Below are 16795 nucleotides of genomic sequence, written 5' to 3' on the forward strand. Positions count from 1 at the left end.
GGCTGGATGGGGATGGGCCTTGAGGGTGACCGGGGTGGCGGGCGCGCGGTGTCTGCCAGCCAATGAGGGTGCCGCTCGCCGGTCTTTTAATCCGGTGAGGCGAACGGCCAACGGTAGGACGGCCTGTAGCAATAGCCGGGACAACGCATCGTCCCGGCACCCGAAAGGGCCGCCCCTCGTCAGCCCTCCTGCGTCGTCGCCTCTGCCTTCTTCCGCTTCCGCCCCGTCATCGCCACGATCTTTTGCGCCGCCTCCCACAAATCGTCCGCCACGTCCACCTTGAGGCCCGACTCCAGGAGCAGCTTCCGCCCCTCCTCCGCGTTCGTGCCCTGCAGCCGCACGACCAGGGGCACGTTCAACTGCACCTCCCTGGCCGCGTCAATCACCCCGTGGGCGATCCGCTCGCAGCGGACGATGCCGCCGAAGATGTTGATGAAGATGCCCTTGACGTTCTTGTCCTTGAGCAGGATGCGGAAGCCGGCCGCGACCGTCTCCTTGGTCGCCCCTCCCCCCACGTCGAGGAAGTTGGCCGGCCAGCTCCCGGCCAGCTTGATCACGTCCATCGTGGCCATGGCGAGGCCCGCCCCGTTCACCATGCAGCCGATGTTCCCGTCCAGCTTCACGTAGTTCAGGTTGTTGGCGCTCGCCTCGATCTCCAGCGGCTCCTCCTCGTTCAGGTCGCGCAGGGCCTGCACGTCCGGATGCTTGAAGAGCCCGTTGTCGTCGAAGGAGACTTTCCCGTCCAGCGCGACGAGCTTCTTGTCCGTCGTGATGACGAGCGGGTTGATCTCCACGAGCGAGGCGTTCTTCTCCATGAACAACCGGTAGAGATTGCCGAGCATCGCGACGAATGGGTTCAGCAGCGTGGGTTCGAGCGCCGGGAGGCCGAGCCCGAAGGCCAGCTTGCGGCCGTTGTAGCCCTGGAAGCCGACGGCCGGATCGATCGGCTCCTTGAGGACTTTCTCGGGCGTGTGGGCCGCCACCTCTTCGATCTCCATGCCGCCCTCGGTGCTGGCGATGAAGACCGGCCAGCCGGAATCGCGGTCCACCAGCAGGCTCAGGTACAGCTCCTTGGCGATGCCCGCCCCCTCCTCGATCAGAAGCCGGCGCACCTTGCGGCCCTTGGGCCCGGTCTGGTGCGTCACCAGCTTCTTGCCGAGCAGCTCCCCGGCCAGCGCAGGCACCTGGGCCCGGTCCCTGGTGAGCTTGACCCCGCCCGCCTTGCCGCGCCCGCCCGCGTGGATCTGGGCCTTGACGACGTAGACCGGCGTGTCGAGCGCCGCCGCCCACTTCTCCGCCGCCCGCCGCGTCTTGATCTCCTTGCCCCTCGGCACGGGCACGCCGAACTGGGCGAACAACTGCTTCGCCTGGAATTCGTGGATGTTCATCGTTCCCTCAAGATTCTGAGCATATGGCGTATGGCTTATGGCCGGCTCAAGAGGAGGAGCATATAGCTTGTGGCAGATGGATTGGTGAGGCTCCGGCTCTTGCCATATGCCATGGGCTATAGGCCATACGCTCCTATTCTTTTTTGGCGTAGGCCGGGAAGAGCATGGGCGAGGAGACCTCGTGCGAGACCCCGTGCTTGCGCGCCTCGGCCCGAAACTTGGCCAGGTGCTCCAGCGTCAATTTCCCCTGCTTCGCGGCCTTGGCATGCTCGGCCGCCGTGGCGCCGGACCGCTTGCCGTACACCATCAGGTCGAGGAGCGAGTTGCCCATGAGCCGGTTGCGCCCGTGCAGGCCGCCCGAGGCCTCGCCGGCCACGAACAGGTTCTTGATGCCCGTCTCCCCGTTCACGTCGATCTGCACGCCGCCGTTCTGGTAATGGAGCGTGGGGTAGACGAGCACCGGATCCTTGGCGATGTCGATCCCGTAGCGTTTGTACTGGCGCACCATGGCGGGGAAGTGCTTCTCGAGCGTGCCCGGGCCCTGTTCGGCCTCCAGCAACGGCGTGTCCAGCCAGACTCCGACCCGTCCCGTCATGGTCCGGATGCCCCGGCCCTCCTCGCACTCCCGGATGATGGAGGAGGAGACCACGTCGCGGGTGTCCAGCTCGTTCACGAACCGCTCGCCCTTCGCGTTGACCAGGTGCCCGCCCTCGGAGCGGATCCCCTCCGTCACCAGCGCTCCGACCAACTGCTCCGGATAGACCGCCCCGGTCGGGTGGTACTGGAACGTGTCGATCTGGAGGAGCTTGGCGCCCATCCGGTAGGCCATCGCCAGCCCGTCGCCGGTCGCCCCATAGTGGTTGCTCGTCGGGAAGCCCTGGATGTGGAGCCGGCCGATCCCGCCCGTGGCCAGGATCACGGTCTTGGCCGCCACCACGATGAACCGCTTGTTGTCCAGGTCGCGCAGGACCGCGCCGGTGCAGGAGCCCGCCCCGTCGCTCAGCAGCTCCACCGCCGCGCTGAACTCCAGGAGCTGGATCTTCTGGTTCAGCACCTCGTCCTTGAGCACGCGCATGATCTCCAGCCCCGTGTAGTCGGAGCAGGTCACGAGCCGGGGCTTGGAGCTGCCGCCGCCCTTTTTCACGTGCAGGTTCCCGTCCGCGTCCCGGTCGAACAGCACGCCCAATTCCAACAGCCACTTGGCGACGGAGGGCCCCTCCTCGACCATCACCTTCAGGAGCTGATGATCGTTCTTCATGTGCCCGCCCTTGAGCGTGTCGAGGAAGTGCTGGATGGGGGAATCCTCGTTCGTCACCGCGATCTGCATCCCGCCCTGGGCCATCACGGTGTTGGAGTCGCCCAGCCGCAGCTTGGTCGCCAGGACGACCTTGGCCCCGTGGGCGTGCGCGTGCAGCGCGGCGGCGCAGCCGGCTCCGCCGCCGCCCACCACCAGCACGTCCGTCGTGCAGGCCGGCGTCAGGTCCAGGTCTGCCGGCACCGGGCTGTCGCCCTCCAGGAGCGCGGCCAGCTCGCGGACGGTCAATTCGTCGGCATTGGGCCCGAACTTGATGGGCCGGTAGGCGCTTTCGCGGAAGTCCGGGTGAAACTTCTTGATGAGCTGGTCCCGATCTGCGGGGGAGTACTTGGGCAGGGTCTGGGTGCGCCGGGCATCCCGGGTCTTGTGCACGATCTGTTGGAGCTGATGGATTTCCATAAATCTACAGGTGCGAGGCGCGTGGCGCTAGGCTAGAGGAAGGACACGGGTCTCTCTGCCCCATGATCGTTCCTTTCTCGCGCCTCTCGCCCCGAGCCTCGTGCCTAGGCTATTTCAGCGCTGCGCAGGCCTCCTTGAGCTGCTCTTCGTTCATCTTCAGGATACGGTCCCACTCGGCCTTGTACCGCCCGGACTCGATCTCCCTGATCCGGTGCTCGAGCCGCTCCGGCTTTTCCGTGAAATGGGCGCCCTGGGCGCGGCTGGCGTAGAGCGCGACGAGGCTCGGCGCGATGTCCGCGATGCAGACCGGCGCGCAGAGCCCGCACATGACGCAGTCCATGAACATCTCGGAGACGGCCTTGAAGTCCCCGAACACCGCGCGCCAGACCCCCTCCCGGACGTCGATCTGCTGGGGGCAGGCCTCCGTGCAGGCGTTGCAGTTCCGGCAGAGGGGCGCCTCCGGATAGAGGGTGAAGAGGTCCTGCTTGGGATCCTGCAGTTTCGTGATGTCGTAGACCGCCTTCCTGGCCGGAAACGGCGGAACCATGGAGAAGGACATCCCGTCCTCCACGGCGGTCTGGCAGGCGAGGCAGGTCTTGACCTTCGGATCGTCCTTCGTCCGATAGTAGGTCGCGCAGGCCCCGCAGAAGCCGCCCAGGCAGCCCACCCCGCGCACGACCTCCTGGCCCGTGTACCAGAGGGCCTTGATCACGGTGATCCCCTCCGGCACCCGGTAGGTCTTGCCGGCGATCTCTACCGTGACCATCTTGGGCCGGAGGACTTCCTCCTGGTCAATGACGTTCTGTGTGTCGATTGATTCGTTCGCCATAAAAAACCTAGGCTAGAGGCGCGAGGCTAGCGGCAAGGGCCGAGCTTCCCCTCGCCTCTCGCCCCGTGCCCCTCGCCGCTCTATCGTGCGATCGCGTCCACGATCGCGTTGAAGGTCTGGCTCGGACGCATGGCTTTCGTCGTCTTCTCCTGGTCGGGATGATAATACCCGCCCATGTCAACCGGCTTCCCCTGGGCGCCGATCAACTCGGCCGCGATCTTGGCCTCGTTCTGTTCAAGCTCTTTTGCGACTTTGGCAAACCGCGCCTGCAGGTTCTTGTCCTGTGTCTGCTCGGCCAACGCCTGCGCCCAGTACAGCGTGAGATAAAAATGGCTCCCGCGGTTGTCGATCTCGCCCACCTTCCGGGCCGGCGACTTGTTGCTCTCCAGGAACTTGGCGTTGGCTCGATCGAGCGCGTCCGCCAGGATCTTTGCGGAGGGATTGTTGGACGCTCTGCTCAGGTGCTCCAAGGAGGCGGCCAGCGCCAGGAATTCCCCCAGCGAATCCCAGCGCAAATACCCCTCCTCCTGGAACTGCTGCACGTGCTTGGGCGCCGAGCCGCCGGCTCCGGTCTCGAACAGGCCGCCGCCGTTCAGCAGGGGAACGATCGAGAGCATTTTCGCGCTGGTCCCGATCTCGAGAATCGGGAACAGGTCGGTGAGATAGTCCCGCAGCACGTTGCCCGTGACGGAAATCGTGTCTTTCCCCTCTTTCATCCGCTCCAGCGAGAACCGCGCCGCCTCCGCCGGAGACATGATCCGGATGTCGAGGCCCTGCGTGTCGTGACTCGGCAGATAGCGATTGACTTTCTTGATCAGCTCCGCGTCGTGCGCCCGGTTTTTGTCCAGCCAGAAGACCGCGGGCGCCCCCGTGGCCTTCGCCCGATTCACGGCCAGCTTGACCCAATCCTGGATCGCCGCGTCCTTCACCTGGCACATGCGCCAGATGTCCCCGTCTTCCACCTTGTGTTCGAGCAACGTCTTCCCCGACGCATCCACCACGCGGATCGCGCCGTTGCCCGGGGCCTTGAAGGTCTTGTCGTGCGATCCGTACTCCTCCGCCGCCTGCGCCATCAGCCCGACGTTGGGGACGCTCCCCATGGTCCTCGGATCGAAGGCGCCGTGCTTCTTGCAGAAGTCGATGACCTCCTGATAGACCCCGGCGTAGCTGGCGTCGGGGATGACCGCCTTGGTGTCGTGCAGCTTGCCGTCGGGACCCCACATTTTCCCTGAGTCGCGGATGACCGGCGGCATGGAGGCGTCGATGATCACGTCGCTGGGGACGTGCAGGTTGGTGATCCCTTTGTCGGAGTTCACCATCGCCAGCGGGGGCCGTTTCTGATACACGGCCTGAATGTCCGCTTCGATGGCCTTGCGTTGATCCTCCGGCAGGCTCTTGATCTTGGCGTAGAGGTCGCCGAGGCCGTTGTCAGGATCGACGCCCAGCTTCTGGAAGACGTCCTTGTATTTCTCGAACACGTCCTTGTAGTAGACCGAGACGACATGACCGAAGATCTTCGGGTCGGAGACCTTCATCATGGTCGCCTTCAGGTGCACCGAGAACAGCACCCCCTGCCTCTTGGCGTCCTCGATCTGCTCTTCGATGAACTGGCGCAACGCGCGCGCGCTCATGAACGTGGCATCAATGACTTCGCCGGCCTGAAGGGGGAGCTTGGGCTTCAGAACGGTGACCTTCCCGTCCTGGCCGACGAACTCGATCCGGGCGTCGGTCGCCTCGGCGAGCGTGGCCGACTTCTCGTTGGAATAGAAATCCCCGCCGTTCATGTGGGCGACGTGCGTCTTGGAGTCCGGCGTCCACGGCCCCATCTTGTGCGGGTGTTTCTTGGCGTACTGCTTGACCGAGAGCGGCGCCCGGCGGTCGGAGTTGCCCTCGCGCAGCACCGGGTTGACGGCGCTCCCTTTGACCTTGTCGTAGCGCGCCTTGATCTCCCTCTCGGCGCCGGTCTTGGGGTCTTCGGGATAATCGGGGAGCTTGTAGCCCTGCCCCTGCAATTCCTTGATGGCCGCCTTGAGCTGGGGGATCGAGGCGCTGATGTTGGGCAGCTTGATGATGTTGGCTTCCGGGGTCTTGGCGAGCTCCCCCAATTCCGCCAGATCGTCCGATTGTTTTTGTTGCGCCGCCAGATACTCGGGAAACACGGCGAGGATTCGACCCGCCAGAGAGATATCCCGCAGTTCGACGGACACGCCGGCGGCCTTCGTGAAGGCCTTCACGATCGGGAGGAACGAATAGGTCGCCAGCATCGGCGCTTCGTCGGTTTTGGTATAGATGATCTTGGATGCGTTTGCCGTCATGGTTTGTCCTCTTTCACCATCGTGTCAGCTCAGCGCATTCAGCGCCGAGCCAGCCTTGAACCACGCAATCTGCTGTGCGGTCATGCTGTGGTTCGCCTGGATGGTGAGCGCGTGACCATCCGCCTTGTGGATCGTCACCTGCACCGGCTTGCCCGGAGCCAACGCGCTGAGCCCCGTCACGCTGATGCGGTCTTGCTGCTCGATCTTCTCGTAGTCCTTCGGGTCAGAGAAGGTCAACGCCAAGATCCCCTGTTTCTTGAGGTTGGTTTCGTGGATGCGGGCGAAGCTCTTGACCAGCACCACCTTCACGTTCAGGAAGCGGGGCGACATGGCCGCGTGCTCGCGGCTGCTCCCTTCGCCGTAGTTCTCGTCCCCGACGACCGCCGAGCCGATGCCCTTCTCCTTGTAGCGGCGGGCGATCTGGGCGATCGTGAGGCCCGACTCGCCGCTGAGCACGTCGGTCCCCTTGCCGGTCTCCGGAAAGAAGGCGTTGGTGGCGCCCAGGAACATGTTGTCGCTGATCTTGTCCAGGTGGCCCCGGTACTTGAGCCAGGGCCCCGCCGGCGAGATGTGGTCCGTCGTCGTCTTGCCCTTGGTCTTGATCAGGAGCGGGAGCTTGACGAAGTCCTGCCCGTCCCAGCGCGGGAACGGCTGGAGAAGTTGCAGCCGCTCGCTGGCGGGAGGGATGTCCACCGTCAGGTTCTCGCCGTTTTCCGCCGGGGGCACGAAGCCCTCCTCGCCTTTGGCGAACCCCTTGGCCGGCAGCTCCTCGCCCTTGGGCGGCTCCAGCTTCAGGGGCTTGCCGTCCGCCCCCTTCAACGTGCCGTGGACCGGGTCGAAGCCCAGGTCGCCGGCGAGCGCGTAGGCGGTGACGATCTCCGGGCTGGCCAGGAACGAGAGGGTCTCGCTGACCCCGTCGTTGCGGCCGGGGAAGTTCCGGTTGAAGGAGCTCACGATCGAGTCGGCCCGGCCCTTCACCGCGTCCGCCCGCTTCCACTGGCCGATGCAGGGCCCGCAGGCGTTGGCGAGCACGGTCGCGCCGAGCTGCTCGAAGGTCTGCAGGAACCCGTCCCGCTTCATCGTGTGGTAGATCCGTTCGGAGCCGGGCGAGACGAGGAAGGCTGTCTTGGCCTTGAGCCCGGCCTTCAAGCCCTGCTGCGCCACGTGGGCCGCGCGGCTGATGTCCTCGTAGGACGAGTTGGTGCAGCTCCCGATCAGGGCCGCCTTGAGCTCCACCGGATAGCCCTTCTCCTTCGCCTCGGCCGCCATCTTGGAGACGGGACGGGCCAGGTCCGGCGTGTGGGGCCCGACCACGTGGGGCTCCAGCCGGGAGAGGTCGATCTCGACGACTTGGTCGAAATGCTTCTCCGGCGACTGGTACACCTCCGGATCGGCCACGAGCAACTCCCTGTTGGCGAGGGCCAGGTTCGCGATGTCCGCCCGGTCGGTCAGGTTCAGATAGTCCACCATCTTCTGATCGAAGGGGAAGACCGAGGTGGTGGCGCCCAGCTCGGCCCCCATGTTCGTGATCGTGCCCTTGCCCGTGGCGCTGATCGTCCCGGCGCCGGGGCCGAAGTACTCCACGATCTTGTTCGTCCCGCCCTTGACGGTCAGGAGCCCGCACAGGTAGAGGATCACATCCTTGGGCGAGGCCCAGCCGCTCAGCTTGCCGGTCAGCTTCACGCCGATCAGCTTCGGGTGCAGCACCTCCCAGGGCAGCCCCGCCATCACCTCGCCCGCGTCCGCTCCGCCGACGCCGATCGCCAGCATGCCGAGCCCGCCCCCGTTGGGGGTGTGGGAATCGGTCCCGATGATGAGCCCGCCGGGGAACGCGTAGTTCTCGAGCACCACCTGGTGGATGATGCCGGCGCCCGGCTTCCAGAAGCCGATCCCGTATTTCTTGGCCGAAGAGGCTAGGAAGTTGTAGACCTCGCGGTTCTCGTCGATCGCGCGCAGCAGGTCCTTCTCCGCCCCGACCTGCGCGCGGATCAGATGGTCGCAGTGGATCGTGCTCGGCACGGCCACCTGCTTCTTGCCCGCCTGCATGAACTGCAGCATGGCCATCTGAGCCGTGGCGTCCTGCATGGCGACCCGATCGGGCCGCAGGGCCAGCATCGCCTTGCCCCGCTCCCAGACCTGGGTGTCGAGGTTGTCCGCGTGGGCCACGAGGATCTTCTCGGCCAGCGTGAGCCCGCGGCCGAACTGCTTGCGCGTCTTGGCCAGCTTCTCCGGCATCGAGGCATAGAGTTTTTTCGCGATATCGAGCGACATATCCTCTCCCTTAGCAGAGCCGATCGCTTATAGTGTATAGCTTATGGCAAGAAGGGTCTTGGACGCTCCCGCCATAGGCCATGAGCCATAGGCTCCTATTTTAGCGGCGGCGCTTCCCTGCGCTTCGGGGCCGCGTAGTTCACCAAATAGTCGAACAGGCGGATCAGGCGGCTGTCTTGCCGCTTCTGGTCCGTCCAATGGCCGATCAGGCCGATCGTGCGGGCTAGGATGAAGAACCCGTTGAGGCTCTCCACCGGGAACCCGATGTCCACGAGCACCGCGGCCATGGTCCCGTCCACGTTCAGGATCAGGTTCTCCTTCTTGGCCGAGGTGACCTTCTCGACCTCCAGCGCGAAGTCCAGGTGCGGGGTCTTCATGCTCAGGCTCTTGACGTAGCCGACCAGCTCCTTCACGCGCTTGTCCGGATTGCGGACGCTCTTGACCCGGTGGCCGATGCCAGGCACCGGACCGACGTTCTTCTTCATGTAGGCCAGGAACTCGTCCACGGTCATCCGGTTCTCGACCGCGTACTTGAACCAGCGGCCCGCGTCGGTCACCGCCCCGCCGAAACGCGGGCCGATCATGATGAGGCCCGCGGCCACCGCCTGGGACATGCCGATGCCGGCGCAGGCGGCGATGATCGTGGTCAGCGCGCCGCTCACGCAGGGCCCGTGGTCGGCCGACAGGATGAGGATCCGCTTGATGATCTCGGCTTCCTGTTTCGAGACGAGCCGCTTGTCCCAAAGGAGCCCGATGACGTGGGGAATGTCGTAGCCCTTGTTGATGAGGTCGGAGGCGGCGTAGCCGTCGTAGCAGGGCTCCTCGCCGCGGTCGTCGCTGATCGTGGTCTTGATCAACGGAGCGACCATGACCTCGCCGGTCTTCATGCCCTCCTCGACGGTCTTGGGCAGCTTGGGCAGGTCGGCGGGGCTGAGGTCCGGCACCGGCACGACCTGGCCGGTCTTGACCAGCTCCTCGTACGTCGCCTTGATCGCCGGGCCCAGCGCGCCGAAGGTCTCCGGCACGAGCGCGCCGGCCTTCCGGAGCGCGTCGGACTTGGCGCGGGCCGAGCCCTCGCCCTTCATGCCCTCCTTGGCCCCGGCGTGGCCGAACTTCATGCCCTTGGGCAGGCTCTCCTGGCAGAAGCCGGAGACGACGGCGAGCAGCTTGATCCGGCGCTTCTTGGCCCCGTACCATTCGGCCGCCCGCTCCTCCAGGTCGCCGCCCATCTCGCCGACGATGACCACCGCCTTGGTCTGGGGATCCTGCTCGAACTTCTCCAGATAGGACACGTAATCGGTGCCGGGATAGGCGTCCCCGCCGATCCCGATCGCGGTCGTGATCCCGTCCGCGAACTGGGAGCAGATCCAGATGATCTCGTTGGAGAGGCCGCCCGACTTGGTGATGACGCCGAACGAGCCCTCGCGGTAGAGCTTGCAGGCCACGAGGTTGTCGAAGGCGCCGCCGATCACGCCCAGCCGGCACTGGCCGGCCGAGACGATCCCGATCGAGGAGGGACCGTTGAAGGTCTTGCCGAGCTTGATCGCGTGGCGGGCCAGGAGCTTCGCGTCCTTCTCCGGCACGCCCTCGGTGATCATCGAGACGAGCTGGACCCGGGGATCGTTGAGCGCCTCCATGCCGGCCGCGCAGGCCCGGTCCGCGCCGATGTAGACGAGGCTCGTGTTGATCTGGGGATGGGCGGCCGTGGCCTCGGCCACGCCCCTGTAGATTGGGATGGTCAGCAGGCCGCTCCCGTAGGGCACCTCGTTCGTCTTGCCGGCGTCGGGGGGATAGACGAAAGCGTCCACGTTGAGCGGCCGCTTGATCATGTAGCAGAACTCCGCCATCCGCCGCGCGGCGTTCAGGCCGGCCGCGCCGCCCTGGATCACGACCCGCGTGTCCTTGTTCGCCAGAATGCTCATCTCCCTACCTCAATGATGAAGGCTGAACGATGAATGATGAGCGGTTGGAAGATGGTTTCCCACGCCCATCATTCAGCGTTCACCGTTCAGCGTTTGTTTTGCAGCGCCATGTCCACGATGTCGGTGAGCGGGGTGTGCCGGTCGAAGACGTGGATGTCGAAGCCCTCCTCGCGGAGCGCGCGCATCGCGTCCAGCCCCTCCTTCTCGCGCGGGCCGCCGCGTCGCACCCAGATCTTGACGCCGTTCAGCTTCCCTTCCGCCTTGGCCTTGCGGAACCCGGCGATGATGCCGCCGAAGGTCTTCTTCACGTCGGTGAAGTTGGCGATCGCGCCGCCGACCACGATGTTCTTGATGCCGGGCAGGGAGCAGACCTTCTCGGTCAGCACCTCGACGGCCCAATCGGGCGGGTCTCCGGAATATTCGGCGTAGTTGGCCAGCTTGCCGCCCCGGGCCACCACCGCGTCGGAATAGTAGACGCTGGCCCCTCCGCCGGCCGGCAGCATGGCCGTGTCGCCGCCCGGAATCTCGATGAACTTGACCGAGCCCTTGATCTTGGAATCCACGGCCATGACCTCGAGCTCGTGCTTCGTGTAGGCCCGGCCGAACTCCGCGGCGAACGGGAAGTCCCAATCCGGGTGGCGGAACTTGGCGTCGGCGTCCAGCAGCGTGACCGCGTCGAGCGCGACCAACTGGCCGTCGTCCTCGCGCGCCACGACCGGGTTCACTTCGAGGTACTGGGCGTCCTCGCTGTCGAAGCAGGCGAAAAGCTTGCCAGCAAACTCGGCCATCTTCTTGGCCAGCGGCCCGGAAAATCCGGCTTCCTTGGCCAGCTTCTCCAGGGCCTCGTCGGAGGGCTTGGCCCCCACCTCCAGGGACAGGCGCTTGACCCTGTCCCAGTTGGCCTCCACCTCGATGCCGCCGCAGTTGGCCACGAGGATGTCGGCGCCCTCGCGCGTGGACTTCACCGCCGCGTAATACTCCTCCTTGTGAGGGATCATCTCGGAGACGATCACCTGGGAGACCGTGATGCTCCCGACCTGCCGGCCGAGCATCTCCTTGACCGCCGCCTGGGCTCCCTTGACGTCCAACCCGACCTTCACGAGGCCGAGCTTGAAGCGGGAGCCGAGCGCCTCGTGCGCCTTGGCGACGAGCTTGCTCTTCTGCATCCAGTCGTTGGCTTTGGCCAGTTGGTCGAACTGCTCGACCGACGTGACGACCACGTAGTTGGGCACCGAGATGCCCCACTTCTTCATCAGGCCCATCCCGGGCCCTTCAAGCACCTTGGCCATGGGGTTTCCTCTCTTGACAGACCAAACCGGTCCGAACGGGCTATCGCATGGAAGCGCTGGATTCTAGAGAGATTCTGGGCTGCTGACAATCACCCAAAGGGCCTATTTTTCCAGGACAATGGCCCTATCCCCTGCGGGTCGCGAAGGCGGTAGCCTGGTACGCGGAGCCGTAAAGGTAAGCGCTAACTATAGGGAAAATCAAGGCGGGGTGTCAAGGTGACAGAGGGGCAGGAAACCGTGAAGAGAGCTTCTTCACGAGCCGGTGAAGCCACCTTATTTCCGTTGGCAGGTCGGGCAGTAGAAGGAGCTGCGTTTGCTGGCATCCGCCAGCCGGCGGATGACCGCCCCGCAGCCGGAGGGACAGGGGAGGCCGGCCTTGTCGTAGACCCGGTGCCGGTCCTGGAACCGGCCTCTCGCTCCGTCAGGGGCGAGAAAATCCCGCACGCTGGAGCCCCCGCGGCCGACGGCCTCGGTCAGCACCTCCCGCATGGCCTCGTAGAGCCGTTTGATCGTCGGCTCGCGCAGACGCGACGCGAGACGATGGGGGTGCAGCCCGGCCCGGTGGAGGATCTCGCTCGCATAGATGTTGCCGATGCCGGCGATGGCCTGCTGGTGCATGAGCAGCGCCTTCAGCCTCCCCCGGCGGGCCCTCACCAGATCCCGGAAATCCTCCCAGGTGACGGACAGGGGGTCGCAGCCGAACCGCCTGGCCGTGAACCGCTCGAGACCGGCCCGGTCAAGCAGGTACACCCGGCCGAAGCGCCGGGGGTTCCAGTAGTGCAACTCCGGCTCCTTGCCCCCGTCCAGCGACAGGATCAGGTGCGTGTGCTTGCGGTAGCGGGGGTCCGGCGGCTTGAACAGCAGGAGCCCGGTCATCCCCAACTCCGCCACCAGGTAGCGGGTTTCGGCTCCCCGTGAAGCGGCCAGCACCACGCTCTTCCCGCGCCGCTCCACCGCGGAGAGGACCGCCCCCCGATACCAGTCCAATGTCGCCAGCCCCTGCCGTACGATGTCCGACCGTCCGACCCAGCAGCCCCTGATCGTCGTTCCCAGCAGACGTTCCCCGAGCTGGTTCGCCACCACTTCCGCTTCAGGCAACTCCGGCATCTTTCACCGTGACGGGCGACGCATGACGGGTGATCGGCGATCGAGTTGCATGATCAAGCGGCAAAACGTCTGCGTGAGGCTCTCTTCAAACGCGCTCAGGGAAGGATAGTGCCTCAGGATCGTCCGACGGTTCCGAGGGGACGGGTGGGGAAACGAAAGGACCTTGGGGGCCGACCCCGGCGCCATCCGCCCGATCGCACCGGCCACCCCCTCGGCCGCGAGCTTGCCGAAGGTCACGACCACCGAGGGGTTGAGGACCGTCATCTCGCGCAGGAGAAAGCCCGCGCAGGCCCTGACCTCGGCCTGTCTCGGCGAGCGGTTGGCACGCGGATTCCCCGGCCGGGCCGGATGACACTTGACCACGTCCGTCATGTAAAAGAGGTCCTCGAGGTCCCGGCAGCGGGCATGGCCGACCAGGCGGAGCGCCCGTCGAACGAACAACCCGGCCGGTCCGGTGAACCGGCGACGGTTCTTCCAGCTCACGTAGCCCGGCGCCTCCCCCACCAGCAGATAACCGGTGGCCGACGTGCCGTAGGCCCGGCGGCCGAAGCGGCGCCAAGGGCGCATCGTGGGACAGAGGGCGCAGCAGGCGACGTCGCTCTGCAGAAGGAGCAGACCGGAGGGGACGGCTGGGCGTCGGTCCGGGTAGGGGGTGCGGCTAGATCCGAGAGGGGGCCGCTCCCGGCATTGACGGCTGGCCTTGTCCCTGCCCATCGCGTCCCTGCCTGAGCTGCCGCACCCGCTCGATGGTTCGTTCGAGATGGGGGATGGGGGTGGCGCCGGGGCGCCGCGCCCTGAGCAGACTCTCGGCCTCGGCATACTTCATCCCTTTGACGAGCACCAGGTAGGCGATCGCCATCGAAACCGAGCGGCCCATGCCGGCCCGGCAGCAGACCATGATGCGCGCATTGGGCGGCTGCTGCTCGAGCCAGTCCACGGCTTCCTTGACGTCCGCCGGGCTCGCTTCGCTGTATTCTTTGAACGGGATATGGTGATAGGCCACGCCCCTCGGCGGCTTGATGTTGTGCTCTCCGGAGAGGAACAGCACGCTGTTGACGAAGGGCGGCGGCTTCTGGGCGTCGTCAACGTTGCCCACCAGGAGCTTTTCGTTCACGAAGTGCATGGGGCAGAGCTTATATCAAAAACCGGCGGGCTGGGTCAAAGCATGATTGCGGACCGCCGGAAAGGCCCGGTATACTGCGTTGCCGTCATTCTATCGCGTCAGGGAGCCGTTGACCATGGCCACCACCCTCAGCGTCGAGCAGGTCGAGGCCCGGCTCGGCACGGTCCGGTGCGCCGTCTGCAAGAAGAGCCGGTTCACGATCGACCGCCGGACCATGCAGCCGGACGGCGAGTGGAAGGGCGCGTGCCTCTCCTGCCGCTATACCTTCCCCGTCCACACGGACATGGAGTTCTACCTCCGCACCCAGCCGGACGTGCCGTACCGGCTCAAGGAGATCACCTGCCCGGCCTGCGAGCACCGGGGGGTAGAATTGGATTTCCGCATCGTCATGTCGGTCCGCGAGGCGATTTACTTCGTCACCTGCAAGGCCTGCAAGCATCAGTTTCCCGAGCAATCCTCTCTCGAAGTCTTCGAATAACCGGCTTGTCTACTGCCTTCCGGGGATTTCGTGTATACTGAACCCATGACTTCCCCGAAGCCCCCAACCTCACCGGCCCCTCAACCCGAGGGCTCCAAACCCCGCAAGGAGATTCCGCTCGTCTCGGTCCCCAACGACCGGGACATGATCGCCGACGAGATGGCCGAGCTCTTCGACGAGGACAAGGTCACCCACGAGCACGGCTCCTCCGAACCCGAAGCGGATTAATCACAACCAATGCTGAGCGATGAGTGCTGAATGATGAATGGCGGAGGTGCGTCTGCGGCCTCACCGACCAGCCTTGTTGAGCAACCTGTAGAAGCCCCAGCTATGTCGTCACCGTGGATCAGGGATTGTCGAGAATGGCGTGCGGACCGATCACGCGGAGGCGAAGGCCGCCCTCGATTTTCTCGAAGGTGAACCGATGGGCCATGTCGATGCTGGCCTCCCAAATGCCCTCGGTTCCCTTGATGCGTTTGACGCGCAGCGACGGATGCGTCAGGTTGGAGGAGACAAGCAGTTCCAACTTCTGCTGAAACTGCCGTTGAACGTCCGGCGGGAGCTTCTTGTAGGCTCTGTCGAAGCGCGGCGAGCGGACAATGATCATGCCTTGTCCAGCTCAGCCAGAAACTCCTTCACGCCCTTCGAGACCTTGACCCGACCTTTGCGAAAATCCTGCTCGACCTTGCGCTCTTCTTCCTGCCAGCGCTTCGACCAGAACCACAGTTGACTTCGATCCACCGTCGCCAGCGGTTTGATCAGAATCCCGTCCTCACGCACCTCAAAATCCACCAGATCGCCGACTTTGATCTGCGCCTGCTTCCGCACCGCCGCCGGCAGAGTAATCTGATAGTTACGCTGAACCTTGGCCGCCGCTCCCATCGGAACCTCCGAATAACAGAATTTCAGAAAGACAGAAAAATACTACTCCCTCGCCGTTTGTCCGTCAAGGGCGACCCGTCCGTGAACGCTGAATGATGAGTGCTGAGTGATGAATGGCGGATAGGTACGTCTGCGGCCTTGCCAGCCGGCCTTGACGACCAACCGGGGAATATTTAGGCAGTCTTAGTCTTTGCGCCACAAAAGCGGCATCAGGGCGAATAGGCCGAGCATGAGGAGGTAGACCGCTCCTGCCACTGGGTCTCGGTAGGCCAGGTATTCCGAGATCATGAGACCACGAAGCCAGAGCACGACCGTGAGCTCGCAGGCCAGAAGGAAGATTAGCGCAACACCGCCGACCGCCAGAAGTCTGAGTGGGGTGGACGGCTTGACGAACCGGCGGGAGACCCACCGCGCCGCGAAGATAATCACGACGAGCATGACAGGGGCCTCGATCAGCTCGGCTGCCCGTTCGCTCACGCGCGGCACCAGCCACAGCACGCGAATCGGCCCGAGCACGAAGCCGGCCCCGAACACGAGGATAAAATAGACCGCTCCGGCCTTCAAAACCTGCATGATCAAATCCCGGCTCGAAACAGACAGAGCCGCGGCTGACGAACGGCGGCCAGGTTCGGCGCCGGACACGATGCGTTGACCTCATGCCGGCTCCCCTCGGTCTTACCGTTGGCCGGTCGCCTCATCGGATTAGAAGAACGGCGACCCGGCACCCTCTCCGCCTCCCAACACGCTCATTCCCGCCGTGCCGGACGCCTCACTGCCCATCCGTTCCATCCGCGGCGAAAGAGGGAAGGTGTTGCGACGCAGGACCAGTCAGCCCGCCGCACAGAGCCGCAACTCAAAAAAGTGAAAAGGCGACGAGTCGCTCGCAGACCCGTCGCCTTCCTGAAGCGACGGTCAAGTTCTCTCAGCAGGAGTTAATGATAAGGATTCCCGCCCCTATTTTCTCTCACATGCCTAATTGCAACCGTCCACTTTGAAACAATGCAGCGGTGAGGCGGTCCGCCGACTGGTAGCCAATCGGTCGTGATGGCATCTGCGCCAACTCCAAACAGATCGCCACTGTGTTATCGGCACGAGGCCTCGTCGAGAAATAGCCCTTGGCTTGAAAGGCGAAGTCGTTCATCGCACCCAGGACCCGCCGACTGCGGGGCTTCGAGAATGCCACCTCGCTAGAAGCGGCGACTTCTCGGGTAACCAGGTCCTCTCGAATACCAAGACCCTGAAGAATGGCCGCCAAAGCTGGCGCGAACGCGGAGGGGAAAGGCGCGTTTCGCGCTGGGATGATGACCGGAAGGAGCGATCGCTCACTCTGGCAGAGCACCAGGCGCGTGGGGCCGATGTTCAGCAGGCTCACGTACCAATCGCCAAGGATTCCAGACAACGCCGGCACATCGTCCTGCGGCTGGATCCGAAATCGGCGAACGACCCGTCCGGTGCACCTGAAGATCACCATGCGAAA

Annotated in this window: 16 protein-coding genes; 2 read left to right on the forward strand and 14 right to left on the reverse strand. The window is 64.8% G+C overall.

Translation table 11 applies throughout. The annotated features are described in order from the left end of the window. Positions 1-179: 179 nt before the first annotated feature. The 10 genes from sucC to AB1411_12875 all read right to left on the reverse strand — a co-directional run bounded on the left by sucC (position 180) and on the right by AB1411_12875 (position 13958). Positions 180-1388: an ADP-forming succinate--CoA ligase subunit beta gene (gene sucC, locus AB1411_12830; GenBank protein MEW6544478.1), complete on the reverse strand. Its 1209-nt coding sequence runs from the start codon at positions 1386-1388 to the stop codon at positions 180-182. Positions 1389-1521: 133 nt separating this feature from the next. Then, a complete protein-coding gene (locus AB1411_12835) occupies positions 1522-3102 on the reverse strand; it encodes an FAD-binding protein (protein MEW6544479.1) in 1581 nt (526 codons plus the stop codon). 109 nt (positions 3103-3211) lie between these two features. Next, positions 3212-3931 carry a 2Fe-2S iron-sulfur cluster-binding protein gene (locus AB1411_12840; protein MEW6544480.1) on the reverse strand — a complete coding sequence of 240 codons (720 nt, stop codon included), beginning with the start codon at positions 3929-3931 and terminating at the stop codon, positions 3212-3214. 80 nt (positions 3932-4011) lie between these two features. Continuing rightward, entirely contained in the window at positions 4012-6246 is a 2235-nt protein-coding gene (locus AB1411_12845) for an NADP-dependent isocitrate dehydrogenase (protein ID MEW6544481.1), read from the reverse strand. Positions 6247-6270: 24 nt separating this feature from the next. Next, complete coding sequence (locus tag AB1411_12850) at positions 6271-8517, reverse strand: aconitate hydratase (GenBank protein MEW6544482.1); 2247 nt, start codon at positions 8515-8517, stop codon at positions 6271-6273. A gap of 95 nt (positions 8518-8612) precedes the next feature. Beyond that, positions 8613-10439 carry a citrate/2-methylcitrate synthase gene (locus AB1411_12855; protein MEW6544483.1) on the reverse strand — a complete coding sequence of 609 codons (1827 nt, stop codon included), beginning with the start codon at positions 10437-10439 and terminating at the stop codon, positions 8613-8615. Positions 10440-10525: 86 nt separating this feature from the next. Then, positions 10526-11728, reverse strand: a complete 1203-nt coding sequence (locus AB1411_12860; protein ID MEW6544484.1) for an ATP citrate lyase citrate-binding domain-containing protein — start codon at positions 11726-11728, stop codon at positions 10526-10528. 273 nt (positions 11729-12001) lie between these two features. Next, entirely contained in the window at positions 12002-12835 is an 834-nt protein-coding gene (gene mutM, locus AB1411_12865) for a bifunctional DNA-formamidopyrimidine glycosylase/DNA-(apurinic or apyrimidinic site) lyase (GenBank protein ID MEW6544485.1), read from the reverse strand. A 3-nt stretch (positions 12836-12838) separates the two neighbouring features. After that, the gene (locus tag AB1411_12870; protein MEW6544486.1) at positions 12839-13402 is read right to left on the reverse strand and encodes a uracil-DNA glycosylase family protein; all 564 of its coding nucleotides are present in this window, start codon (positions 13400-13402) and stop codon (positions 12839-12841) included. A 91-nt stretch (positions 13403-13493) separates the two neighbouring features. Then, positions 13494-13958 carry a dual specificity protein phosphatase gene (locus tag AB1411_12875; GenBank protein MEW6544487.1) on the reverse strand — a complete coding sequence of 155 codons (465 nt, stop codon included), beginning with the start codon at positions 13956-13958 and terminating at the stop codon, positions 13494-13496. A 115-nt stretch (positions 13959-14073) separates the two neighbouring features. Here AB1411_12875 and AB1411_12880 point away from each other — a divergent pair, with 115 nt between their 5' ends. Continuing rightward, entirely contained in the window at positions 14074-14436 is a 363-nt protein-coding gene (locus tag AB1411_12880) for a hypothetical protein (protein MEW6544488.1), read from the forward strand. Positions 14437-14481: 45 nt separating this feature from the next. Continuing rightward, positions 14482-14664 carry a hypothetical protein gene (locus AB1411_12885; protein MEW6544489.1) on the forward strand — a complete coding sequence of 61 codons (183 nt, stop codon included), beginning with the start codon at positions 14482-14484 and terminating at the stop codon, positions 14662-14664. 118 nt (positions 14665-14782) lie between these two features. Here the strand turns inward: AB1411_12885 and AB1411_12890 are convergent, their stop codons facing one another. The 4 genes from AB1411_12890 to AB1411_12905 form a co-directional block, all read right to left on the reverse strand. Continuing rightward, positions 14783-15043: a hypothetical protein gene (locus tag AB1411_12890; protein ID MEW6544490.1), complete on the reverse strand. Its 261-nt coding sequence runs from the start codon at positions 15041-15043 to the stop codon at positions 14783-14785. Next, on the reverse strand, positions 15040-15318 hold the full coding sequence (locus AB1411_12895; protein MEW6544491.1) for an AbrB/MazE/SpoVT family DNA-binding domain-containing protein: 279 nt from the start codon (positions 15316-15318) through the stop codon (positions 15040-15042). The genes AB1411_12890 and AB1411_12895 overlap by 4 nt, the downstream gene beginning before the upstream one ends. Positions 15319-15501: 183 nt before the next feature. Further along, entirely contained in the window at positions 15502-15891 is a 390-nt protein-coding gene (locus tag AB1411_12900) for a hypothetical protein (GenBank protein MEW6544492.1), read from the reverse strand. Between the two features lie 391 nt (positions 15892-16282). Beyond that, on the reverse strand, positions 16283-16789 hold the full coding sequence (locus tag AB1411_12905) for a hypothetical protein (GenBank protein MEW6544493.1): 507 nt from the start codon (positions 16787-16789) through the stop codon (positions 16283-16285). Positions 16790-16795: the final 6 nt, after the last annotated feature.

The sequence above is a fragment of the Nitrospirota bacterium genome (assembly GCA_040757595.1).
GTDB lineage: Bacteria > Nitrospirota > Nitrospiria > Nitrospirales > Nitrospiraceae > JBFLWP01.

Bases quoted from the DNA above. Each gene is read 5' to 3' on its own strand.
- AB1411_12890 (MEW6544490.1), bottom strand. From the start codon at position 15,043: ATGATCATTGTCCGCTCGCCGCGCTTCGACAGAGCCTACAAGAAGCTC.
- AB1411_12845 (MEW6544481.1), bottom strand. From the start codon at position 6,246: ATGACGGCAAACGCATCCAAGATCATCTATACCAAAACCGACGAAGCG.
- AB1411_12850 (MEW6544482.1), bottom strand. From the start codon at position 8,517: ATGTCGCTCGATATCGCGAAAAAACTCTATGCCTCGATGCCGGAGAAG.
- AB1411_12880 (MEW6544488.1), top strand. From the start codon at position 14,074: ATGGCCACCACCCTCAGCGTCGAGCAGGTCGAGGCCCGGCTCGGCACG.
- AB1411_12840 (MEW6544480.1), bottom strand. From the start codon at position 3,931: ATGGCGAACGAATCAATCGACACACAGAACGTCATTGACCAGGAGGAA.
- AB1411_12860 (MEW6544484.1), bottom strand. From the start codon at position 11,728: ATGGCCAAGGTGCTTGAAGGGCCCGGGATGGGCCTGATGAAGAAGTGG.
- AB1411_12885 (MEW6544489.1), top strand. From the start codon at position 14,482: ATGACTTCCCCGAAGCCCCCAACCTCACCGGCCCCTCAACCCGAGGGC.
- AB1411_12895 (MEW6544491.1), bottom strand. From the start codon at position 15,318: ATGGGAGCGGCGGCCAAGGTTCAGCGTAACTATCAGATTACTCTGCCG.
- AB1411_12870 (MEW6544486.1), bottom strand. From the start codon at position 13,402: ATGCGCCCTTGGCGCCGCTTCGGCCGCCGGGCCTACGGCACGTCGGCC.
- sucC (MEW6544478.1), bottom strand. From the start codon at position 1,388: ATGAACATCCACGAATTCCAGGCGAAGCAGTTGTTCGCCCAGTTCGGC.
- AB1411_12875 (MEW6544487.1), bottom strand. From the start codon at position 13,958: ATGCACTTCGTGAACGAAAAGCTCCTGGTGGGCAACGTTGACGACGCC.
- AB1411_12900 (MEW6544492.1), bottom strand. From the start codon at position 15,891: ATGCAGGTTTTGAAGGCCGGAGCGGTCTATTTTATCCTCGTGTTCGGG.
- AB1411_12835 (MEW6544479.1), bottom strand. From the start codon at position 3,102: ATGGAAATCCATCAGCTCCAACAGATCGTGCACAAGACCCGGGATGCC.
- AB1411_12855 (MEW6544483.1), bottom strand. From the start codon at position 10,439: ATGAGCATTCTGGCGAACAAGGACACGCGGGTCGTGATCCAGGGCGGC.
- mutM (MEW6544485.1), bottom strand. From the start codon at position 12,835: ATGCCGGAGTTGCCTGAAGCGGAAGTGGTGGCGAACCAGCTCGGGGAA.
- AB1411_12905 (MEW6544493.1), bottom strand. From the start codon at position 16,789: ATGGTGATCTTCAGGTGCACCGGACGGGTCGTTCGCCGATTTCGGATC.